Origin of the sequence: Streptomyces sp. NPDC001093, assembly GCF_040298985.1 — a bacterium.
Lineage (GTDB): Bacteria > Actinomycetota > Actinomycetes > Streptomycetales > Streptomycetaceae > Streptomyces.
On sequence record NZ_JBEPBF010000081.1, the window covers coordinates 30,750 to 45,868 of the forward strand.

Annotated in this window: 16 protein-coding genes; 4 read left to right on the forward strand and 12 right to left on the reverse strand. The window is 72.5% G+C overall.

All coding sequences use genetic code 11. The annotated features are described in order from the left end of the window. Positions 1-89 precede the first annotated feature (89 nt). The 6 genes from ABT288_RS31860 to ABT288_RS31890 form a co-directional block, all read right to left on the reverse strand. Positions 90-1,106, reverse strand: a complete 1,017-nt coding sequence (locus ABT288_RS31860; RefSeq protein ID WP_351615076.1) for an ABC-2 membrane transporter-related protein — start codon at positions 1,104-1,106, stop codon at positions 90-92. Beyond that, the gene (locus ABT288_RS31865) at positions 1,103-1,999 is read right to left on the reverse strand and encodes an ABC transporter ATP-binding protein (RefSeq protein WP_351615078.1); all 897 of its coding nucleotides are present in this window, start codon (positions 1,997-1,999) and stop codon (positions 1,103-1,105) included. Before ABT288_RS31865 ends, ABT288_RS31860 begins: the two co-directional genes overlap by 4 nt. Beyond that, the gene (locus ABT288_RS31870; RefSeq protein WP_351615081.1) at positions 1,996-2,382 is read right to left on the reverse strand and encodes a GntR family transcriptional regulator; all 387 of its coding nucleotides are present in this window, start codon (positions 2,380-2,382) and stop codon (positions 1,996-1,998) included. The genes ABT288_RS31865 and ABT288_RS31870 overlap by 4 nt, the downstream gene beginning before the upstream one ends. Positions 2,383-2,474: 92 nt before the next feature. Further along, positions 2,475-3,401, reverse strand: coding sequence for a mycothiol synthase (mshD, locus tag ABT288_RS31875; RefSeq protein ID WP_351615084.1), 927 nt, complete (start codon positions 3,399-3,401; stop codon positions 2,475-2,477). Between the two features lie 651 nt (positions 3,402-4,052). Then, positions 4,053-4,766, reverse strand: coding sequence for a PH domain-containing protein (locus ABT288_RS31885; protein ID WP_351615087.1), 714 nt, complete (start codon positions 4,764-4,766; stop codon positions 4,053-4,055). Positions 4,767-4,917: 151 nt separating this feature from the next. Then, entirely contained in the window at positions 4,918-5,814 is an 897-nt protein-coding gene (locus ABT288_RS31890) for an NmrA/HSCARG family protein (protein WP_351615089.1), read from the reverse strand. 130 nt (positions 5,815-5,944) lie between these two features. On the opposite strand from ABT288_RS31890, the gene ABT288_RS31895 reads away from it, so the two are divergent. Further along, positions 5,945-6,433 carry a MarR family winged helix-turn-helix transcriptional regulator gene (locus ABT288_RS31895; protein ID WP_351615092.1) on the forward strand — a complete coding sequence of 163 codons (489 nt, stop codon included), beginning with the start codon at positions 5,945-5,947 and terminating at the stop codon, positions 6,431-6,433. Positions 6,434-6,470: 37 nt separating this feature from the next. Here the strand turns inward: ABT288_RS31895 and ABT288_RS31900 are convergent, their stop codons facing one another. From ABT288_RS31900 to ABT288_RS31925, 6 genes are all read right to left on the reverse strand, one after another. Continuing rightward, the gene (locus ABT288_RS31900; RefSeq protein ID WP_351615095.1) at positions 6,471-7,967 is read right to left on the reverse strand and encodes a sensor histidine kinase; all 1,497 of its coding nucleotides are present in this window, start codon (positions 7,965-7,967) and stop codon (positions 6,471-6,473) included. Next, positions 7,964-8,698: a response regulator transcription factor gene (locus ABT288_RS31905; RefSeq protein ID WP_351615098.1), complete on the reverse strand. Its 735-nt coding sequence runs from the start codon at positions 8,696-8,698 to the stop codon at positions 7,964-7,966. The genes ABT288_RS31900 and ABT288_RS31905 overlap by 4 nt, the downstream gene beginning before the upstream one ends. Positions 8,699-9,092: 394 nt before the next feature. Then, positions 9,093-9,332 carry a hypothetical protein gene (locus ABT288_RS31910; RefSeq protein ID WP_351615101.1) on the reverse strand — a complete coding sequence of 80 codons (240 nt, stop codon included), beginning with the start codon at positions 9,330-9,332 and terminating at the stop codon, positions 9,093-9,095. Positions 9,333-9,380: 48 nt separating this feature from the next. Next, on the reverse strand, positions 9,381-10,379 hold the full coding sequence (locus ABT288_RS31915) for a S1C family serine protease (RefSeq protein ID WP_351615104.1): 999 nt from the start codon (positions 10,377-10,379) through the stop codon (positions 9,381-9,383). Positions 10,380-10,487: 108 nt separating this feature from the next. Beyond that, positions 10,488-11,513, reverse strand: coding sequence for a LacI family DNA-binding transcriptional regulator (locus ABT288_RS31920; protein ID WP_351615106.1), 1,026 nt, complete (start codon positions 11,511-11,513; stop codon positions 10,488-10,490). Between the two features lie 128 nt (positions 11,514-11,641). Further along, the gene (locus ABT288_RS31925) at positions 11,642-12,430 is read right to left on the reverse strand and encodes a response regulator transcription factor (RefSeq protein ID WP_351615109.1); all 789 of its coding nucleotides are present in this window, start codon (positions 12,428-12,430) and stop codon (positions 11,642-11,644) included. Between the two features lie 195 nt (positions 12,431-12,625). Between ABT288_RS31925 and ABT288_RS31930 the strand changes: the two genes are divergently transcribed. From ABT288_RS31930 to ABT288_RS31940, 3 genes are read left to right on the forward strand one after another with little or no spacing between them, the layout of a single operon-like run. Beyond that, positions 12,626-13,486 carry an alpha/beta hydrolase family protein gene (locus ABT288_RS31930; protein WP_351615110.1) on the forward strand — a complete coding sequence of 287 codons (861 nt, stop codon included), beginning with the start codon at positions 12,626-12,628 and terminating at the stop codon, positions 13,484-13,486. A 47-nt stretch (positions 13,487-13,533) separates the two neighbouring features. Further along, complete coding sequence (locus tag ABT288_RS31935) at positions 13,534-13,788, forward strand: MoaD/ThiS family protein (protein WP_351615112.1); 255 nt, start codon at positions 13,534-13,536, stop codon at positions 13,786-13,788. 1 nt (position 13,789) lies between these two features. Next, positions 13,790-14,953, forward strand: a complete 1,164-nt coding sequence (locus tag ABT288_RS31940) for a hypothetical protein (protein ID WP_351615113.1) — start codon at positions 13,790-13,792, stop codon at positions 14,951-14,953. The last annotated feature ends 166 nt before the right edge of the window (positions 14,954-15,119 follow it).

Genomic DNA, 15,119 nt, shown 5'->3' on the forward strand with positions numbered 1-15,119 from the left:
GAGACATGACGTGCGGGATAGCGCGGGGCGGCTCCCGGGGGACGTGCCCCGCGCCCGAACGGGCGCGGGGGCCGGAAATCCAGCGGTGATCAGGGGGTGACGAGGGAGCCCTTCGCCTCCCCGGCCGTCCCGGCCGTCCGCAGCGCTCCGGTCTGCCGGCGCAGCACCAGGCAGGAGGCGAGCGCGAGCAGCGCGGCGACCGCCAGCAGCAGCGCGCTGGTGGTGAGCTGGAGCGGCCAGTAGTGGGAGTAGGGGTGGTAGACGCTGTAGTAGCCGGAGGCCTTCGCGAAGGCCGCGTCGCACGCCGCCTCGCTGGTGCAGTTCGGCATGGGCAGGTGGGCGCCGGACCTGGACACCAGCCCCTGGTCGAGCACGATGGCCGCGCCGATGCCGCCCTGCTTCAGCGTGGTGACCTGGGTGACCGTGGGCCACAGGTGGGGCATCAGTTGCTGGGCCAGGACCGCCACGCCGGTGGTGACCAGCGCGCCGAGGACCAGCGCGGGCAGTGTACGGCGCAGCAGCAGGCCCGCCAGGGTGCCGGCCGCGAGCCCGGCGAGGGCCAGGGCGGCGATGGTGGGGCCGTTGGCGTGGAAGGTGACGAGGTCGTACCAGCGCGGGGCGGTGTCGATGCGGCCCTGGGCCGCCGCCCAGGCGCGGTGGTGCAGCCAGATCAGCAGACAGGTGGCGGCGGTGACGAGGGCCGCGGGGAGGACCAGGCGGACCGTGAGCCAGCGGGCCGGGGATATGCCCTGGGTCCAGGACAGGCGGGCGGTGCCGGTCTCCAGCTCCCGGCCGGTCAGGGCGGCGCCGGCCCAGGCGGCCAGCAGGAAGGGCAGGGCGTCCAGGGCGAAGGTGGCGTAGTTGTAGTAGTCCTTGTAGCGCAGGATCGCGGCCTGGTCGTAGGAGCAGACGCTCGTGTGGCAGGCGTTGAACTGTCGCCAGCCCTCGGCCGCCGCATCGGCCAGCGGGCCGGCCAGGGCCAGCTCCAGGCCGGCCAGGACGATCACCAGGGCGGCGAATCCGTACACCGCCGGGCGGTGCAGGCGCAGCAGCCAGCGGACCGTGCGCGGCCGGACGGCGGTCGGGGCGGTGATGGCGAGGGTCACGCGGCACTCTCCTGGGTGACGGCCGGAGTGGTGGTGAGGGCGGGGGCTCCGGGATTGCGCAGGTGGGCGAGGACCAGTTCCTCCAGCGTGGGCGCCGTGGCGCGCCAGTCGGCGGGGAGCGGTCCGGCCGGGCGGATCAGCGCGGTCAGCTGGCGGCCGGTGACCCGGGACTCGACCACGGCGTGCGCGTCGAGCCCGGCGGAGTCGGCGGCGCCGGTGACCCGGACGTGGGCGGCGAGCAGGTCGTCGATCTCGCCGGCCAGCCGGATCCGGCCGCCGCCGACGAGCAGCAGATGGTCGCAGGAGTCCTCCAGTTCGGCGACGACGTGGGAGGACATCACGATGGTGGTGCCGTACTGGGCGGCCTGGGCCATCAGCGTGCCCATCAGTTCGTGCCGGGCGAGGGGATCGAGGTCGGCCATCGGCTCGTCCAGGAGCAGCAGGTCGGGCCGCTTGCCGAGGGCGAGGGCGAGCGCGACCCGGGTGCGCTGACCGCCGGAGAGGGAGCGGATGCGCGCCCTGGGGTCCAGGTCGCCGCTCGCGACGACGTGCTCGGCGGCGGCCGGGTCCCAGTGCCCGGGGTTGAGGTCGGCGCCCATGCGCAGCATCTCGGCGATCGTGAGCTGTGTGTAGAGGGGCTTGTCCTGGGCGACGTAGCCGACCCGTGGGCGGGCCGTGGCCGGGCCGGTGCCGAGCACCCGCACCTGGCCCTCGGTGGGCGGGAGCAGTCCGGCGGCGAGGGTGAGCAGCGTCGACTTGCCGGCGCCGTTGGGTCCGACGAGGGCGCACACCCGCCCGGCGGGCAGCCGGAAGGCACAGTCGCGCAGCGCCCAGCCTCCCCGGCGCCCGAAGCGCTTGCCGAGGCCGGTCGCCTCGATCGCCGTGTCGCTCATGAACGTTCTCCCTGGAAGTGCGTGTCGAGTACGGCGGTGAAGAGTGCGGCCACGTCGTCCCGTGCCAGCCCGGCTTCGCGTGCCCTTGCGGCCCATGCCTCCAGTTCGGTACGGAGGGAGGGGTCGGCCGGGGTGGTGCCGAGCGAGCGCCGCACGAAGGTGCCGAGCCCGCGGCGGGCCTCCACCAGCCCCTCCCGCTCCAGCTCCCGGTACGCCTTCAGGACGGTGTTGGGGTTGATCGCGGTGGCCTCCACGACCTCACGTGCGGTGGGCAGCCGGTCTCCCGGCTCGAGCAGGCCCATGCGCAGGGCCTGCTTGGTCTGCTGGACGATCTGGACGTAGGTGGCGACCCCGCTGTGCCGGTCGATGCGGTATTCGACCACGCGTTGAACCACCCTTTCACTAATTGAGTAGTGAAAGGGTGGTGCAAGGAAGGGGCGGTCGTCAAGCCGACCGCCCCTCGTCCCGGCGTGGGTCAGGTTTCCGTGCGGTACATCAGGTCCGTCTCGTACGTCGTGAAGCCCAGCCGCTCGTACACCGACACCGCCGCCTGGTTGTCGGCGTCGACGTAGAGCATCGCGGTCGGCAGCTGCTGGCCGGCCAGGTGGCGCAGGCCGATCGTGGTGAGGGCCTTGCCGAGGCCGCCGCCCTGTTCGCCGGGGCGGACCCCGAGGACGTACACCTCGCCCAGGCCCTCCTCGGCGTGCACCTTCGTCCAGTGGAAGCCGACCAACTCCCCGCGCCGCTCGGCGAGGAAGAACCCGGCCGGGTCGAACCACGGCTCGGCCTTGCGGTCGTCGAGGTCCCGCTGCGTCAGCGAGCCCTGCTCGGGATGGTGGGCGAAGGCGGCCGAGTTGACCGCGAGCCAGGCGGCGTCGTCCTTGCCGGGCACGAAGGTGCGCACGCTCACGCCCTCCGGCAGCATCGGGTCGGGCAGCTGCAGACCGGTCAACGGCCGCCGCATCTGCCGCAGTTCGCGGAACAGGGTCAGGCCGAGCACCTGGGCGAGATGCCGGGCGGCGGCATGCCCGCCGTGCGCCCACACCCGAAGCCGCTTGCCGGAGGCGGCGAGCAGCGCCGCTCCGAGCGCCCGGCCGTGGCCGTGCCCGCGGTGTGCGGGGTGGACGGCGAGTTCGGCGGCCGGTGCCTCCACCGGGTCGGTGTCCTCCAGCTGGGCGTAGCCGACGAGTTCGCCGTCGACGGTCAGCAGCAGATGCGAGACGCCCTCGCGGGCACCGCCGCGCAGTTGCAGCCGGCCCTGCTCGGACACCGGCTGCTGTCCGTCGACCGCGGCGGCCTCGGCGAGCAGGGCCCGCACGGCATCGGCCTGGTCCGGGGTGAGCGCGGAGTGGGTCTCGATGGAGCGGGAGGGGAAGGCCCGTACGGTGTCGTCGCTGCTCATGCGTAGAGGGTACGGCAGCCGTCCCGTAAAACCCATGTGAATGGCGCCGCGGTTTCCGAAATCACCTGTGAATTACCCACGGCGCTCTTCAATTCAGGCGGCGCTGGAATTGACTTTTTCCTGGCTCCGGAATGCCGTCATGCATTCGGTGTCGGGATTCACCGGAGAAAACCGAAGGGGACGGAATGCCGCCGTGCCCACGGCTGTGGTAAGTCCGCCGGTTCTGGCCGCTGACCCGCGCGGGACCGCAGGTGGCTCGACGTGATCACCGTCTGCGTGGTCGTGGCCGCGCTCGCCGCGCCGGTCGGTTTTCTCGGGTATTTCCTGGCCACCTGGACCGCCGAGAGATTCGTGCCGCGAGTGCGCGCGGCCGTATTCCGGCATGTGCGGGACCTGCCCCGCGCCTGGCGCCGGCCGGCTTCGTGCTCGCGCCCCTCTTCCCGCTCGCCGCGCGCCGCTTCTCCGGAGCCGCTCGGCAATGCCGTCCTCACCCAGGCGTACTACAGAGATCTGACGTCCGCCAGCCCGACGCCCCCGGGCGCATCCCTCCTCCGGAACCACCGAATTCACCGCGCTCCCCGACGGCTACGACACCCTGATCGCCCCCGGTGCCGACGGGCGACGACACGCTGATGCTGCGCCGGTGAGGCCTTAGCGCGGCAGTCGCAGGGCGCGGGTGGCGCAGTACCGGGCGAGCAGGAGCCCGAGCAGGGCGAAAGTGGTCAGCGGTATCACCAGGAGCAGCAGGCAGAGGTTGGCCGGCGTCCCGGCGACGTCCTCCGCCAGCGCGACCACGAGCATGGCGGCGAACACCACCACGGCCGCGACGCTTGCCCACTGCCAGCCCTGTCGCCGCCCGGCCTGCCGCAGGATCCGTTCCTCGGTCTCGGCCCGCAGGCCGTAGGGCATCCCGTACCGCCAGGCGGCCTCGCGCAGGGCCGCGACCTCGGCGTAGGGATCGTCCAGCTGCCACTCGTTGATCTGCGGGAGCAGGAAGCGGCGGCCTTCGGAGTCGTACAGGTGGGCGGGCCACCGGGGATGGACGTTGAGGCGCTGGTTGCCGGTGTTCTCGATCCGGATGTCGTACACGGTGGACCAGGCCCAGGTGCGCGCCCGCAGGGGGCCCTGGCGGGTGATTCCCCGGGCCGTCACCACGGTGTGCGCCCGCCACTCCGACAGGGCGCCCCAGACGCCGACCGCCACGAGAGCGGCGAGGGCGACGGGGGCCCACCAGATCGGCAGGTCGTGTCGGGTGCGGATGGTCTGCAGCACGGCGTTGCCCAGGAAGAGGAACGGCAGCAGCGCGGCCTGCCGGGGCCGTCTTCGCTGCCTGCGGTACACCCGTGCCGACCCGCCCTCGTCCATGGAGATCCCCTCCCCGGCGCACCGGAAGGGCGCGCGACCGAGGAGAGGCTAGACCTCGTGTGCGGGGCGGTGCGGAGGGGGTGGTCCTGATCGCGGCGTTCAGCGAGGTGCCGCGGTACTCGTCCGCCGGTGTCCCGGTCGTGGACGGCTTTCATGCGGGGGCTCCGTCGATGCGGGCTGCGCTCAGCAGGGCGGGCCAGTCCTGCCCGGCCGCCCAGTCCGCGAAGGTGTGCCAGCCGACCTCGGGATACGTGCGGCGCACGGCCTGGGCGTCGACGTCGAGGCCGGTGGTGGTGAAGTAGGCGAACATGGCCGCGAGGTCCGCGGAGTGGGTGCGGACGACGTCGAGGCCGACCTCGTGGTGGCTGATCGGACGGCCGGTGGCGGTGGTGAGCGCGGCCGCGATCTGCTCGGGGGTGCGGGTGTCGGAGGCGATGTCGATACGGCGGCCCAGGAATGTGCTCCGGCGGGTGAGGGCGAGTGCCGCGAACGCGCCGATGTCGGCGGCGGGGATCAGGGCGAAGGGGCGGTCGGCGGGCATGGGCCAGCCGAAGACACCCTCGCGCAGGCCGGAGAGGGTCCAGCCGTCGGCGTGGTTGTCCATGAACGCGGCCGGTGCGATCACCGTCCAGGGCAGGCCGGACGCGTACAGGTACCGCTCGACCCGGTGCTTGCTGTCGTAGTGCGGGACGCCGGTGCCGCGGTCGGCGTGGGCGGCGGAGGTGAGGACGACGTGTCCGAGGCGGGCGGCCGCGGCGGCGTCGACGAGGGTCCTGCCCTGGCGTACCTCGGTGTCGGTGTCGGTCTCGGTGCCGAAGGGGGTGGTGACCGCGAAGAGCGCGTCCGCGCCGGTGAGGGCCGCGTCGAGGGAGGCGGGGTCGTCGAAGTCGGCGTGGCGGATCTCGGCGCCGAGGGTGTGCAGGGCCCTGGCGGCCGGTGAGTCCGGGTGGCGGGTCAGGGCGCGTACGCGGTGGCCGGCGGTCAGGAGGGCGCGGGCGGTGGCTCCGCCCTGGGCGCCGGTGGCGCCGGTGACGGCGACGGTGAGCATGGGTGTCCCCCGGTGGATAGGATGGCCGGCAGATGATTACTGTGTGACGCAATGGTTGCGCCACGCAGGAGACTAGCGAGACTAGTCGAGTTTTGCTGCGCCGTGCAGTGTTTTTTGGGAGGCGAGCCACGTGACGGACGCGACCGACCCGCGCCGGGCCCGGCTGTACGAGGAGTTGTCGACGGAGTCGCGGCGCTACCACGCGGCGTACGTGCTGTTCAACCAGGCCGTCGCCGACCACCTCGGCCTGCACCCCACCGATGTGCAGGCCCTGAGCCTGCTGACGATCGAGCCCGAGCCGCTCACGGTCCGCCAGATCGCCGACCTGACCGGCCTCACCACGGGCTCGGCCACCCGGCTGGTGGACCGGCTCGAACGCGGCGGCTATGTGGCCCGTACGCCGGATGCGCGGGATCGCCGGCGGGTGCTGGTCACCCCGGTGCCGGAGCGCATCGCCCGCGTCACCGCGGTGTGGGACGAGCTCGGCCGTACCTGGCAGACCCTGCTCGACGACCACAGCGAGGACGAGCTGCGGGCGATCACCCGCCACATGCGCCGCGCGAACGAGCTGAGCCGCACCCAGATCCAGCGTCTGCGCGCCCTGCCGAAGCGGGACTGAGCCGGGGTCCAGACCGGCCGCTTCCGGGAACCCCCGCTCAGCCGGCCGGCGTCTCGGCCGTCTCCGGTGTCTCCGGTGTCTCCGGTGGTGGTGTCGGTGCGCCCGGCAGGCGTACGGTCGCCACCGTGCCGCCGCCCTCCGCGCGGGACAGGGTGACCTCGCCGCCCGCCTGCCGGACCGTGCGGGCCACGATGGACAGACCGAGGCCGGAGCCGGGGAGGGCGCGGGCACTGGGGGAGCGCCAGAAGCGGTCGAAGACGTGCGGGAGTTCGTGCTCCGGGACGCCGGGGCCGTGGTCGCGGACGGTCAGGACGCCGTTGCTCAGCTGTACCTCGACCGTGCCGCCCTCGGGGCTGAACTTCACCGCGTTGTCGAGGACGTTGACGACCGCCCGCTCCAGCGCGGAGGGCTCCGCCCGGACGTACCAGGGTTTCAGGTCCGACGTGATCGTCAGCTCCGGACCGCGCAGGCGGGCGCGGCGCAGCGCCGCCTCGACCGTGTCCTCGAACGACACCACCTGGACCCGCTCACCGTGCTGCCCCTCCGAGCGGGACAGCTCCTGCAGGTCGCCGATCAGCGTGGCCAGTTCGGTCATCTGCGCCTTCACCGAGGCGAGCAGCGCCTTGCGGTCCTCCGGCGGGAGTGGACGGCCCGTCTCCTCGCTGCGGGTGAGGAGTTCGATGTTCGTGCGCAACGACGTCAGGGGCGTACGGAGTTCATGGCCGGCGTCGGCGATCAGCTGCTGCTGGAGATCGCGGGAGCTGGCCAGGGAGGCGGTCATGGAGTTGAAGGACCGGGAGAGCCGGGCGATCTCGTCCTCGCTGTCGTCCTCCACGGGGATGCGGATGGTCAGGTCTTCTGTCCGGGCCACGTGCTCCACGGCCTCCGTGAGCTTGTCGACCGGACGCAGGCCGGCCCGGGCGACGGCCAGGCCGGCGGCGCCGGCGCCGACGACTCCTATGCCGGAGACGAGGAGGAGGATGAGGGCGAGGTCGTTGAGGGTGTCCTGGGTGGTCTTGAGAGGTGAGGCCACCAGCAGGGCGGTGTTCGGATACAGCTGGGGCGGGGTGGCCACGCCCTCGTTGACCACCAAGGGCATGGTCAGCACGCGAACGGCGTCTCCGTTGCTGTCCGTCCCGTTGCGGAGGAGGCCCTTGCGGCTGTCCACCGTTCTCGCCACCTCCTGGTCGCTGGAGACGGTCTTCACGGCGCCCGCGGAGTTCGAGAAGACGCAGGCGGTGCCGTCCGCCTTGACCAGCTCGAAGTAGTAGTTGCCGCGCGCCCGGAACCCGAAGGCCGACTCCGACGGGGCGTGGGGGCAGGTGGACAGCAGCGTGGTGACGTCGTCCGCCATCTGGGGCCCATGGGTCGCCTTCTGCAGGTCGGTGTCGACCTGGTCGTACAGCTTCCCCTGCACGATGAACCAGCACGTCACCGACACCGCCGCCACCGCGAACGCCACCGCCGCCGCGACCAGCATCGCCAGCCGGGCCCTGATCGGGAGGGCGTGGTAACGCCGTACGAGCCTGCTCACTCCGCGCCGCCCTGCCGCAGGACGTACCCCACGCCCCGCACCGTGTGCACGAGGCGTGGCTCGCCGCCGGCCTCGGTCTTGCGGCGCAGGTACATGACGTAGACGTCGAGGGAGTTGGAGGAGGGCTCGAAGTCGAAGCCCCAGACCGCCTTCAGGATCTGCTCGCGGGTGAGGACCTGGCGCGGGTGCGCCATGAACATCTCCAGGAGGGTGAACTCCGTGCGGGTCAGTTCCACCTGCCGGCCGCCGCGGGTCACCTCACGGGTCGCGAGGTCCATGCGCAGATCGCCGAAGGTCAGCGCCTCGTCCTCCTGGGCCTCGGCCGACACCGCGACCGCGTACGAGCTGCGGCGCAGGAGGGCGCGGATACGGGCGAAGAGTTCGTCCAGCTCGAAGGGTTTGACCAGGTAGTCGTCGGCGCCGGCGTCGAGGCCGGTCACCCGGTCGCCGACGGTGTCGCGGGCCGTGAGCATGAGGATCGGGGTGGTGTCGCCCGCCCCGCGGATGCGGCGGGCCGCGGTCAGGCCGTCCATGCGCGGCATCTGGATGTCCAGGACGACCAGGTCGGGCTTGTAGGCGGTCGCCTTCTCGAGCGCGTCCGCGCCGTCGACCGCCACCTCCGTGTCGTACCCGTCGAAGGCGAGGCTGCGCTGGAGCGCTTCGCGTACGGCCGGCTCGTCGTCGACGATCAGGATGCGCTGGGGGTCACGGTCGCCTTCGGCGGGGCTCATGGCTCGCGGTTCCTCGGGGTGCGGTGGTTGGGCTGGCGGGGGTGTCTGTCTCTCGGCTGCGTCTCGGCTGCGTCGCGGCTGCTTCTCAGCCTGCCACGACGGGCGGGCCGGAAGGCAGATCCGCCGACGGTCGGCCCGGCCGCCCGGAGCGCCTTGGGAGGCGCTCCGGGCTCGGCCCCGGAGGGGTCAGCCCCGCCCCGGGAGGTCAGTCCCACCCGGCGGGGTCAGGCCCGACCCGGAGGGGTCAGTCCCACCCGGGGTCAGGCCCGACCCGGAGGGGTCAGTCCCACCCGGGGTCAGGCCCGACCCGGAGGGGTCAGCCCCAACCCGGGAGGTCAGGCCCAACCCACAGGGGTCAGGCCCAACCCACAGGGGTCAAGCCCAACCCCGGCCGTCAGGCCCGTACCGCGGTGAGCCGGTTCAGTGGGACCTTGCGGCGGTGGGTGCGGACGGGGGCGGTGCGCAGGCCCATCAGTTCGGGGACCGGTGTGACGACCACCTCGGGTGCGCGGGGCGCCGGCTCGGGCTTGCGGGGTGCCGGGATGGGCACGTGCAGGTCCTGGGACACCGTGAGGGCCAGGGCCAGGTCGGCGGGACCGTGGTCGGCGATCTGGTGCGAGACCTTGGTGATCATGACGTACTCCCTGCTGACTGGTGCTGTGCGGTGCGGACGGCCGGCTGCCTAGCTGTGGTTGCCCGCCCGCAGCTTGGCCAGGTCGGACTTGACGGTGTTGACGGGGATCGCGAAACCGAGGCCGATGCTGCCCGCGTCCGAGGACGACGAGGACTGCTGACTCGACGAGTACATCGCGGAGTTGATCCCGATGACGTTGCCGCTCGCGTCGATCAGCGCGCCGCCGGAGTTGCCGGGGTTGAGCGAGGCGTCCGTCTGGATCGCCTTGTACGTCGTCGTGGACGACCCCGTGTCGCCGTTGAACTGACGGCCGCCGAACTGGAACGGCCACTGTCCGTCGCCGCCCTGCCCCTGGCCCTGGTTCTCGTCGGTCGAGACGGTCACGTCACGGTTGAGCGCGGAGACGATGCCGCTGGTGACGGTGCCGGTCAGGCCCTCGGGGGAGCCGATCGCGACGACCGTGTCACCGACCTGGACGCCGGAGGAGTTGCCGAGGGAGGCGCGCTTCAGACCCGACGCGCCGCGCAGCTTGATCAGCGCGAGGTCCTTGGAGCTGTCGGTGCCGACGACATCGGCGGTGTAGCTCCTGCCGTCGCTCGTGCGCACCTTGATCGACTGCGCGCCGGCGATGACGTGGTTGTTGGTGACGATCTCGCCGTTCGACGTGATGACCACGCCGGAGCCGGTGGAGGAGCCGTTGCCGAGGCTCGCGTTTATCTCGACCACGCTCGGGCTGACCGCGGCGGCGATCGCGGCGACGTCACCCCTCTTGCCGGTCGGCACCACGTTCGTGGTCGTACCGGCGGAGGAGACCGTGTCCTTGCCGGTCAGCTCCTGGAAGCCGTACGCCGTGGCGCCGCCGACCGCCGCCGCCACGATCGCGACGGCCGCGAGGAGGGCGACCGGACCCCGGTTGCGCCTCTTCTCCCGCTCGGGTGCCACTGCCGTCACCGGCTCGTACGGCGGCGGGGGCGGCCACTCGGGGTTCACGGGAGCGGAGTAGCTGCTGCTGGGCTGCTGGGGGTGGGACCCCTGGCTCTCGGTCATGACTAGAAGCCTCCCCTGTCACCATGAGAGCTTCCTGAGTGCTCGCTGAGAAGCCCGGCAGAACCTCGTTTGCCGGATATAAAGACCCCTTCGGTGAGGCTCAGGCCCTCAGGTCCCACAACCGCAGCTCGTCCGTACCACCAGCCGGGACGGGAACGTCTTCAGCCGCTCGCGCCGCGACCCCGCCACCCGCAGCCCGTCGTCCAGCACCAGGTCGACCGCCGACCGGGCCATCGCCGAGCGGTCGGAGGCGACCGTGGTCAGCGGCGGGTCGGCCAGCGCGGCCTCCTTGATGTCGTCGAAGCCGGCCACCGCCAGCTTGCCGGGCACGTCGATGCGCAGCTCGCGTGCGGCCCGCAGCAGGCCGATCGCCTGGTCGTCGGTGGAGCAGAAGATCGCCGGCGGCCGGTCGGGGCCGGAGAGGATGTCCAGGGCGACCTGGTAGGCGTCGTAGCGGTTGTACGGCGCCTCGAACAGCCGGCCCTCGGTGGACAGGCCCGCCTCGTCCATGGCCCGCTTCCAGCCCTCGACGTGGTCGGAGACCGGGTCGCCGACGGCCGGGGTCTGGGCCGTGCCGCCCATACAGGCGACGTACTCGTAGCCGTGCTCCAACAGGTGGCGTACGGCGAGCTGGGCGCCGCCGAGGTCGTCCGTGACCACGGCGACGTCGTCGATGGCCTCGGGGCGCTCGTGCAGCAGCACCACCCGGGCGTCCCAGGCGTCGATCTCGGCGGCGGCGAGGTCGTTCAGCGCGTGGGAGACGAGGATCAGGCCCGAGACGCGCATGCCGAGGAAGGCGCGCAGATAGTGGACCTCGCGTTCACCGATGTAGTCGGTGTTGCCGACCAGGACCATCTTTCCGCGCTCGGAGGCGGCCTGCTCGACCGCGTGCGCCATCTCGCCGAAGAAGGGCTGGCGGGCGTCCGGGATGATCAGGCCTATGAGATCCGTGCGCCGGGACGCCATCGCCTGGGCGACCCGGTCGGGGCGGTACCCCAGTTCCTTGATCGCAGCGAGGACACGCTCGCGCGTGGCCGGGGCGACCGGCCGGGGTCCGTTGTTGATGACATAACTGACGACGGCGGTGGAGGTTCCAGCCAGCCGTGCCACGTCATCCCGAGTCACCTTGGCCACGCGCGGAGTCTACGCGGATTGACCCGTTCTGGGCAGGGCGTATCGGTGCTTGGATGTGCGGAAGCAATGCCCCGGCCGGGCGGCCGTCACACCTGCCCGGCTGGAACCCGTCGGTAACTTCCCGGGAACTAGGCGTCCGCGTGGACCTCGGAGCCGTCACGGACGGCGGACGCATCCGCATCCTCCGCCTTTGCCCGCTCCGCCCCGGCCTTGGCCTCCTGGCCGGCCCGGTCGGTCTTGTCGGCCTTCTCGGGCGTAACGAATCGATAACCGACGTTCCGGACGGTGCCGATCAGCGACTCGTGCTCCGGGCCGAGCTTGGCGCGCAGCCGCCGTACGTGGACGTCGACCGTCCGGGTGCCGCCGAAGTAGTCGTAGCCCCACACCTCCTGCAGCAGCTGGGCGCGGGTGAAGACCCGGCCCGGGTGCTGGGCGAGGTACTTCAGCAGCTCGAACTCCTTGAAGGTCAGGTCCAGGACCCGGCCCTTGAGCTTGGCGGAGTAGGTGGCCTCGTCCACGGACAGGTCGCCGTTGCGGATCTCCATGGGGGAGTCGTCGTTGACGATCTGCTGGCGGCCCATGGCCAGCCGCAGCCGGGCCTCGACCTCGGCCGGGCCCGCGGTGTCCAGCAGCACGTCGTCGATGCCCCAGTCGGCGGTGACGGCGGCGAGGCCGCCCTCGGTGACGACGAGGATCAGCGGACAACCCGGACCGGTGGAGCGCAGCAGCTGGCACAGGCTGCGCACCTGGGGCAGGTCGCGGCGGCCGTCGACGAGGATGACGTCGGCGCCCGGGGTGTCGACCAGGGCGGGGCCTTCCGCCGGGGCCACCCGCACGTTGTGCAGGAGCAGGCCGAGGGCGGGCAGCACCTCCGTCGAGGGCTGGAGGGCGTTGGTCAGGAGCAGCAGAGAACTCATATGTCTGGTTCCTCCTCGGTCCCTGCGCGGCTGTGCGGACGGGCACTGCTCTGCGATCCCGAAGGCCCCGTACACCGTGGTCCCTCCCCGGCGCCTTCACCTGGGGTTTCCCACTTCGTATACAACGCTTCCGAAAGCACAAAAGGACCCGGGGGCTGCGCTGCCCGAGTCCTCATGCCCAGCAGAATAGCCCACATGAGGAACCGTTCGGCAGGTCAAGTGGCGCATTCCACCGTTCGTCCGAATCGCGAGACGCGCAGACGGGCGCCTATCCGGACGTTTCTGTGCACCGCCGACGGAATTCCGATCGATTCCGTATACGATCCCGGCGCCGTTGTATACGAAACCTCCGGATCCGATCCGGATGCCCGCCGTTCGCCTGCCCGTGACCTGGTGTTCGTCGTCGCCCACGGGTTCACGGGGGACGCGGACCGGCCGCATGTGCGACGGGTGGCGGGCGTGCTGCGCGGTTACGGGGCGGTCGTCACCTTCTCCTTCCGTGGCCACGGGCGCTCCGGCGGCCGGTCCACGGTCGGCGACAGGGAGGTCCTGGACCTCGCCGCGGCCGTCGAGTGGGCCCGCGGCCTCGGGCACGCGCGCGTGGCGACCGTCGGCTTCTCCATGGGCGGCTCGGTGGTCCTGCGGCACGCCGCCCTGAACCCCGGCACGCTCGGCGCGGTGGTCTCGGTCAGCGCCCCGGCCCGCTGGTACTACCGGGGCACGGCCCCCATGCGCCGCCTGCACTGGCTGGTCACCCGCCCCGAGGGCCGCCTGGTCGGCCGCTACGGCCTGCGCACCCGCATCCACCACCGCGACTGGGACCCGGTCCCGCTCTCCCCGACGGAAGCCGTCCCGGCGATCGCCCCCACGCCCCTGCTGATCGTGCACGGCGACCGCGACGGCTACTTCCCCCTCGACCACCCCCGGATGCTCGCCGAGGCGGCCGGTGACCACGGCGAACTCTGGGTGGAGGCGGGCATGGGCCACGCCGAGCACGCGGCGGGCGACGCACTGCTGCACCGGATCGGGGAATGGGCGGCCGCCAGGGCGGGCTAGCCTGACAGCACTCTTGATTTCTTTCTTGCCGTCGATAGAGGAAACAGATGCCCAAGGTCACGGTGCGCTATTGGGCCGCCGCCAAGGCCGCGGCCGGTGTCGCCGAGGAGCCGTACGACGCGGAGACGCTCACCGACGCGCTGGCCGCCGTGCGTGCGCGACACCCCGGTGAACTCACGCGCGTGCTGCGGCGATGTTCCTTCATCGTCGACGGTGACCCCGTCGGGACCCGCGCGCATGAGACGGTACGGCTGGCCGAGGGCGGCACGGTCGAGGTGCTCCCGCCGTTCGCAGGAGGGTGAGATGAGCGACCAGCCGTATCAGGGCCACGGGCCCCACGAGGGCTATGAGGGCTACGAGGGCTACGACCCCTATCAGCAGCAGTGGCCCCAGCAGGACCCGTACGCCGGGTACGGGCAGCAGCCCGGCCACGACCCCCAGCACACCCAGCAGTGGCAGGGGCAGACCTGGGACTCGCAGACGCACGCGTCGCTGCAGATGCCCGCGCAGGCGGCGCAGGCGGCCCAGGCCGCGTATCCGCCGCAGCAGACGTACGAGGGGCAGTACCAGCAGCAGTACGCGGCCGCTCCGCAACCGGAGCCGCACGCCGCACCCGCGCCCGCGCCCGCCCACGCCCCGGAAGCCGGAGCCGGGTCCGCGTCGGAGTCCGAGCCGGACTACGGCCCCGCCACCGTCGCCGGGAACGCCCGGATCACGGATGCCCAGCGAGCGCGTCTGGAGGGCCGTTCGCCGATCATCGAGCCCGGTATGCAGCCGGCGCTGCTGACCGCGCTGCTCGGCCTGCTGCTGGCCGCGACGGCGCCGGTCGCCTCGTACGCGCTCCTCGTGCCGCTCGTGGTGCTCCAGGGTGTGACGGCGGCGGGCTGGTTCCGGCTGAACGGCATGTGGCCGGCCCGGCAGGGCATCGCGCTGGCCTTCCTGGGCGGGTTGACGGCCGACGTGGCGGTCCTGGCCGCCGGCCGCGACCACGCCCCCGCGGCCATCCTCGGCCCGCTCGGCGTCTGGGTCCTGCTGGCCCTGGTCCTGCAGCTGCGCTCGCACGCCTCGCCGGACGAGCGGATGTACGGCCTGATGGCGACGGTCGTCTCGTCGGCCCTGTCGGTGCTGGCCACCGGGTACCTGGGCGCCGACGCGCACGCGGTGTCCGTGGGCGCCGCGGCGGTGGCCGTGGCGGTCCTGGCCCGTGCCCTGCCGCTGCCGACCGCGGCCTCGGCCGTGGTGTCGCTGCTGGCGGCGGCGGGTGCGGGGATCGCCGTGGGCGGGATGACCGGGCTGGGCGCGAAGGGCGCGCTGCTCGGCGCGGCCGCGGGCGCGTGCGCGCTGATCGGTCACCGCGTGGCCAGTTACGACTACCCGTCCCGGTTCGTGCACTTCACGGCCGGCGTGGCGTTGCCGCTGTCGGCGGCGGCGCCGGTGGTGTGGGTGCTGGGGCGGGCGCTCGGTTAGAGCTGTTCTCACGACGGACAAGCCGGAGCCCCGGCCCGATTCCGGCGGGCCGGGGCTCCATTCCTGCAAGGGGTTGTGGGTTACCGGCCGCCGCCGTCGCCGCCCCAGCCGCCGTCGCCGCCGCCCCAGCCGCCGTCGCCGCCGCCCCAGCCGCCGTCGCCGCCGC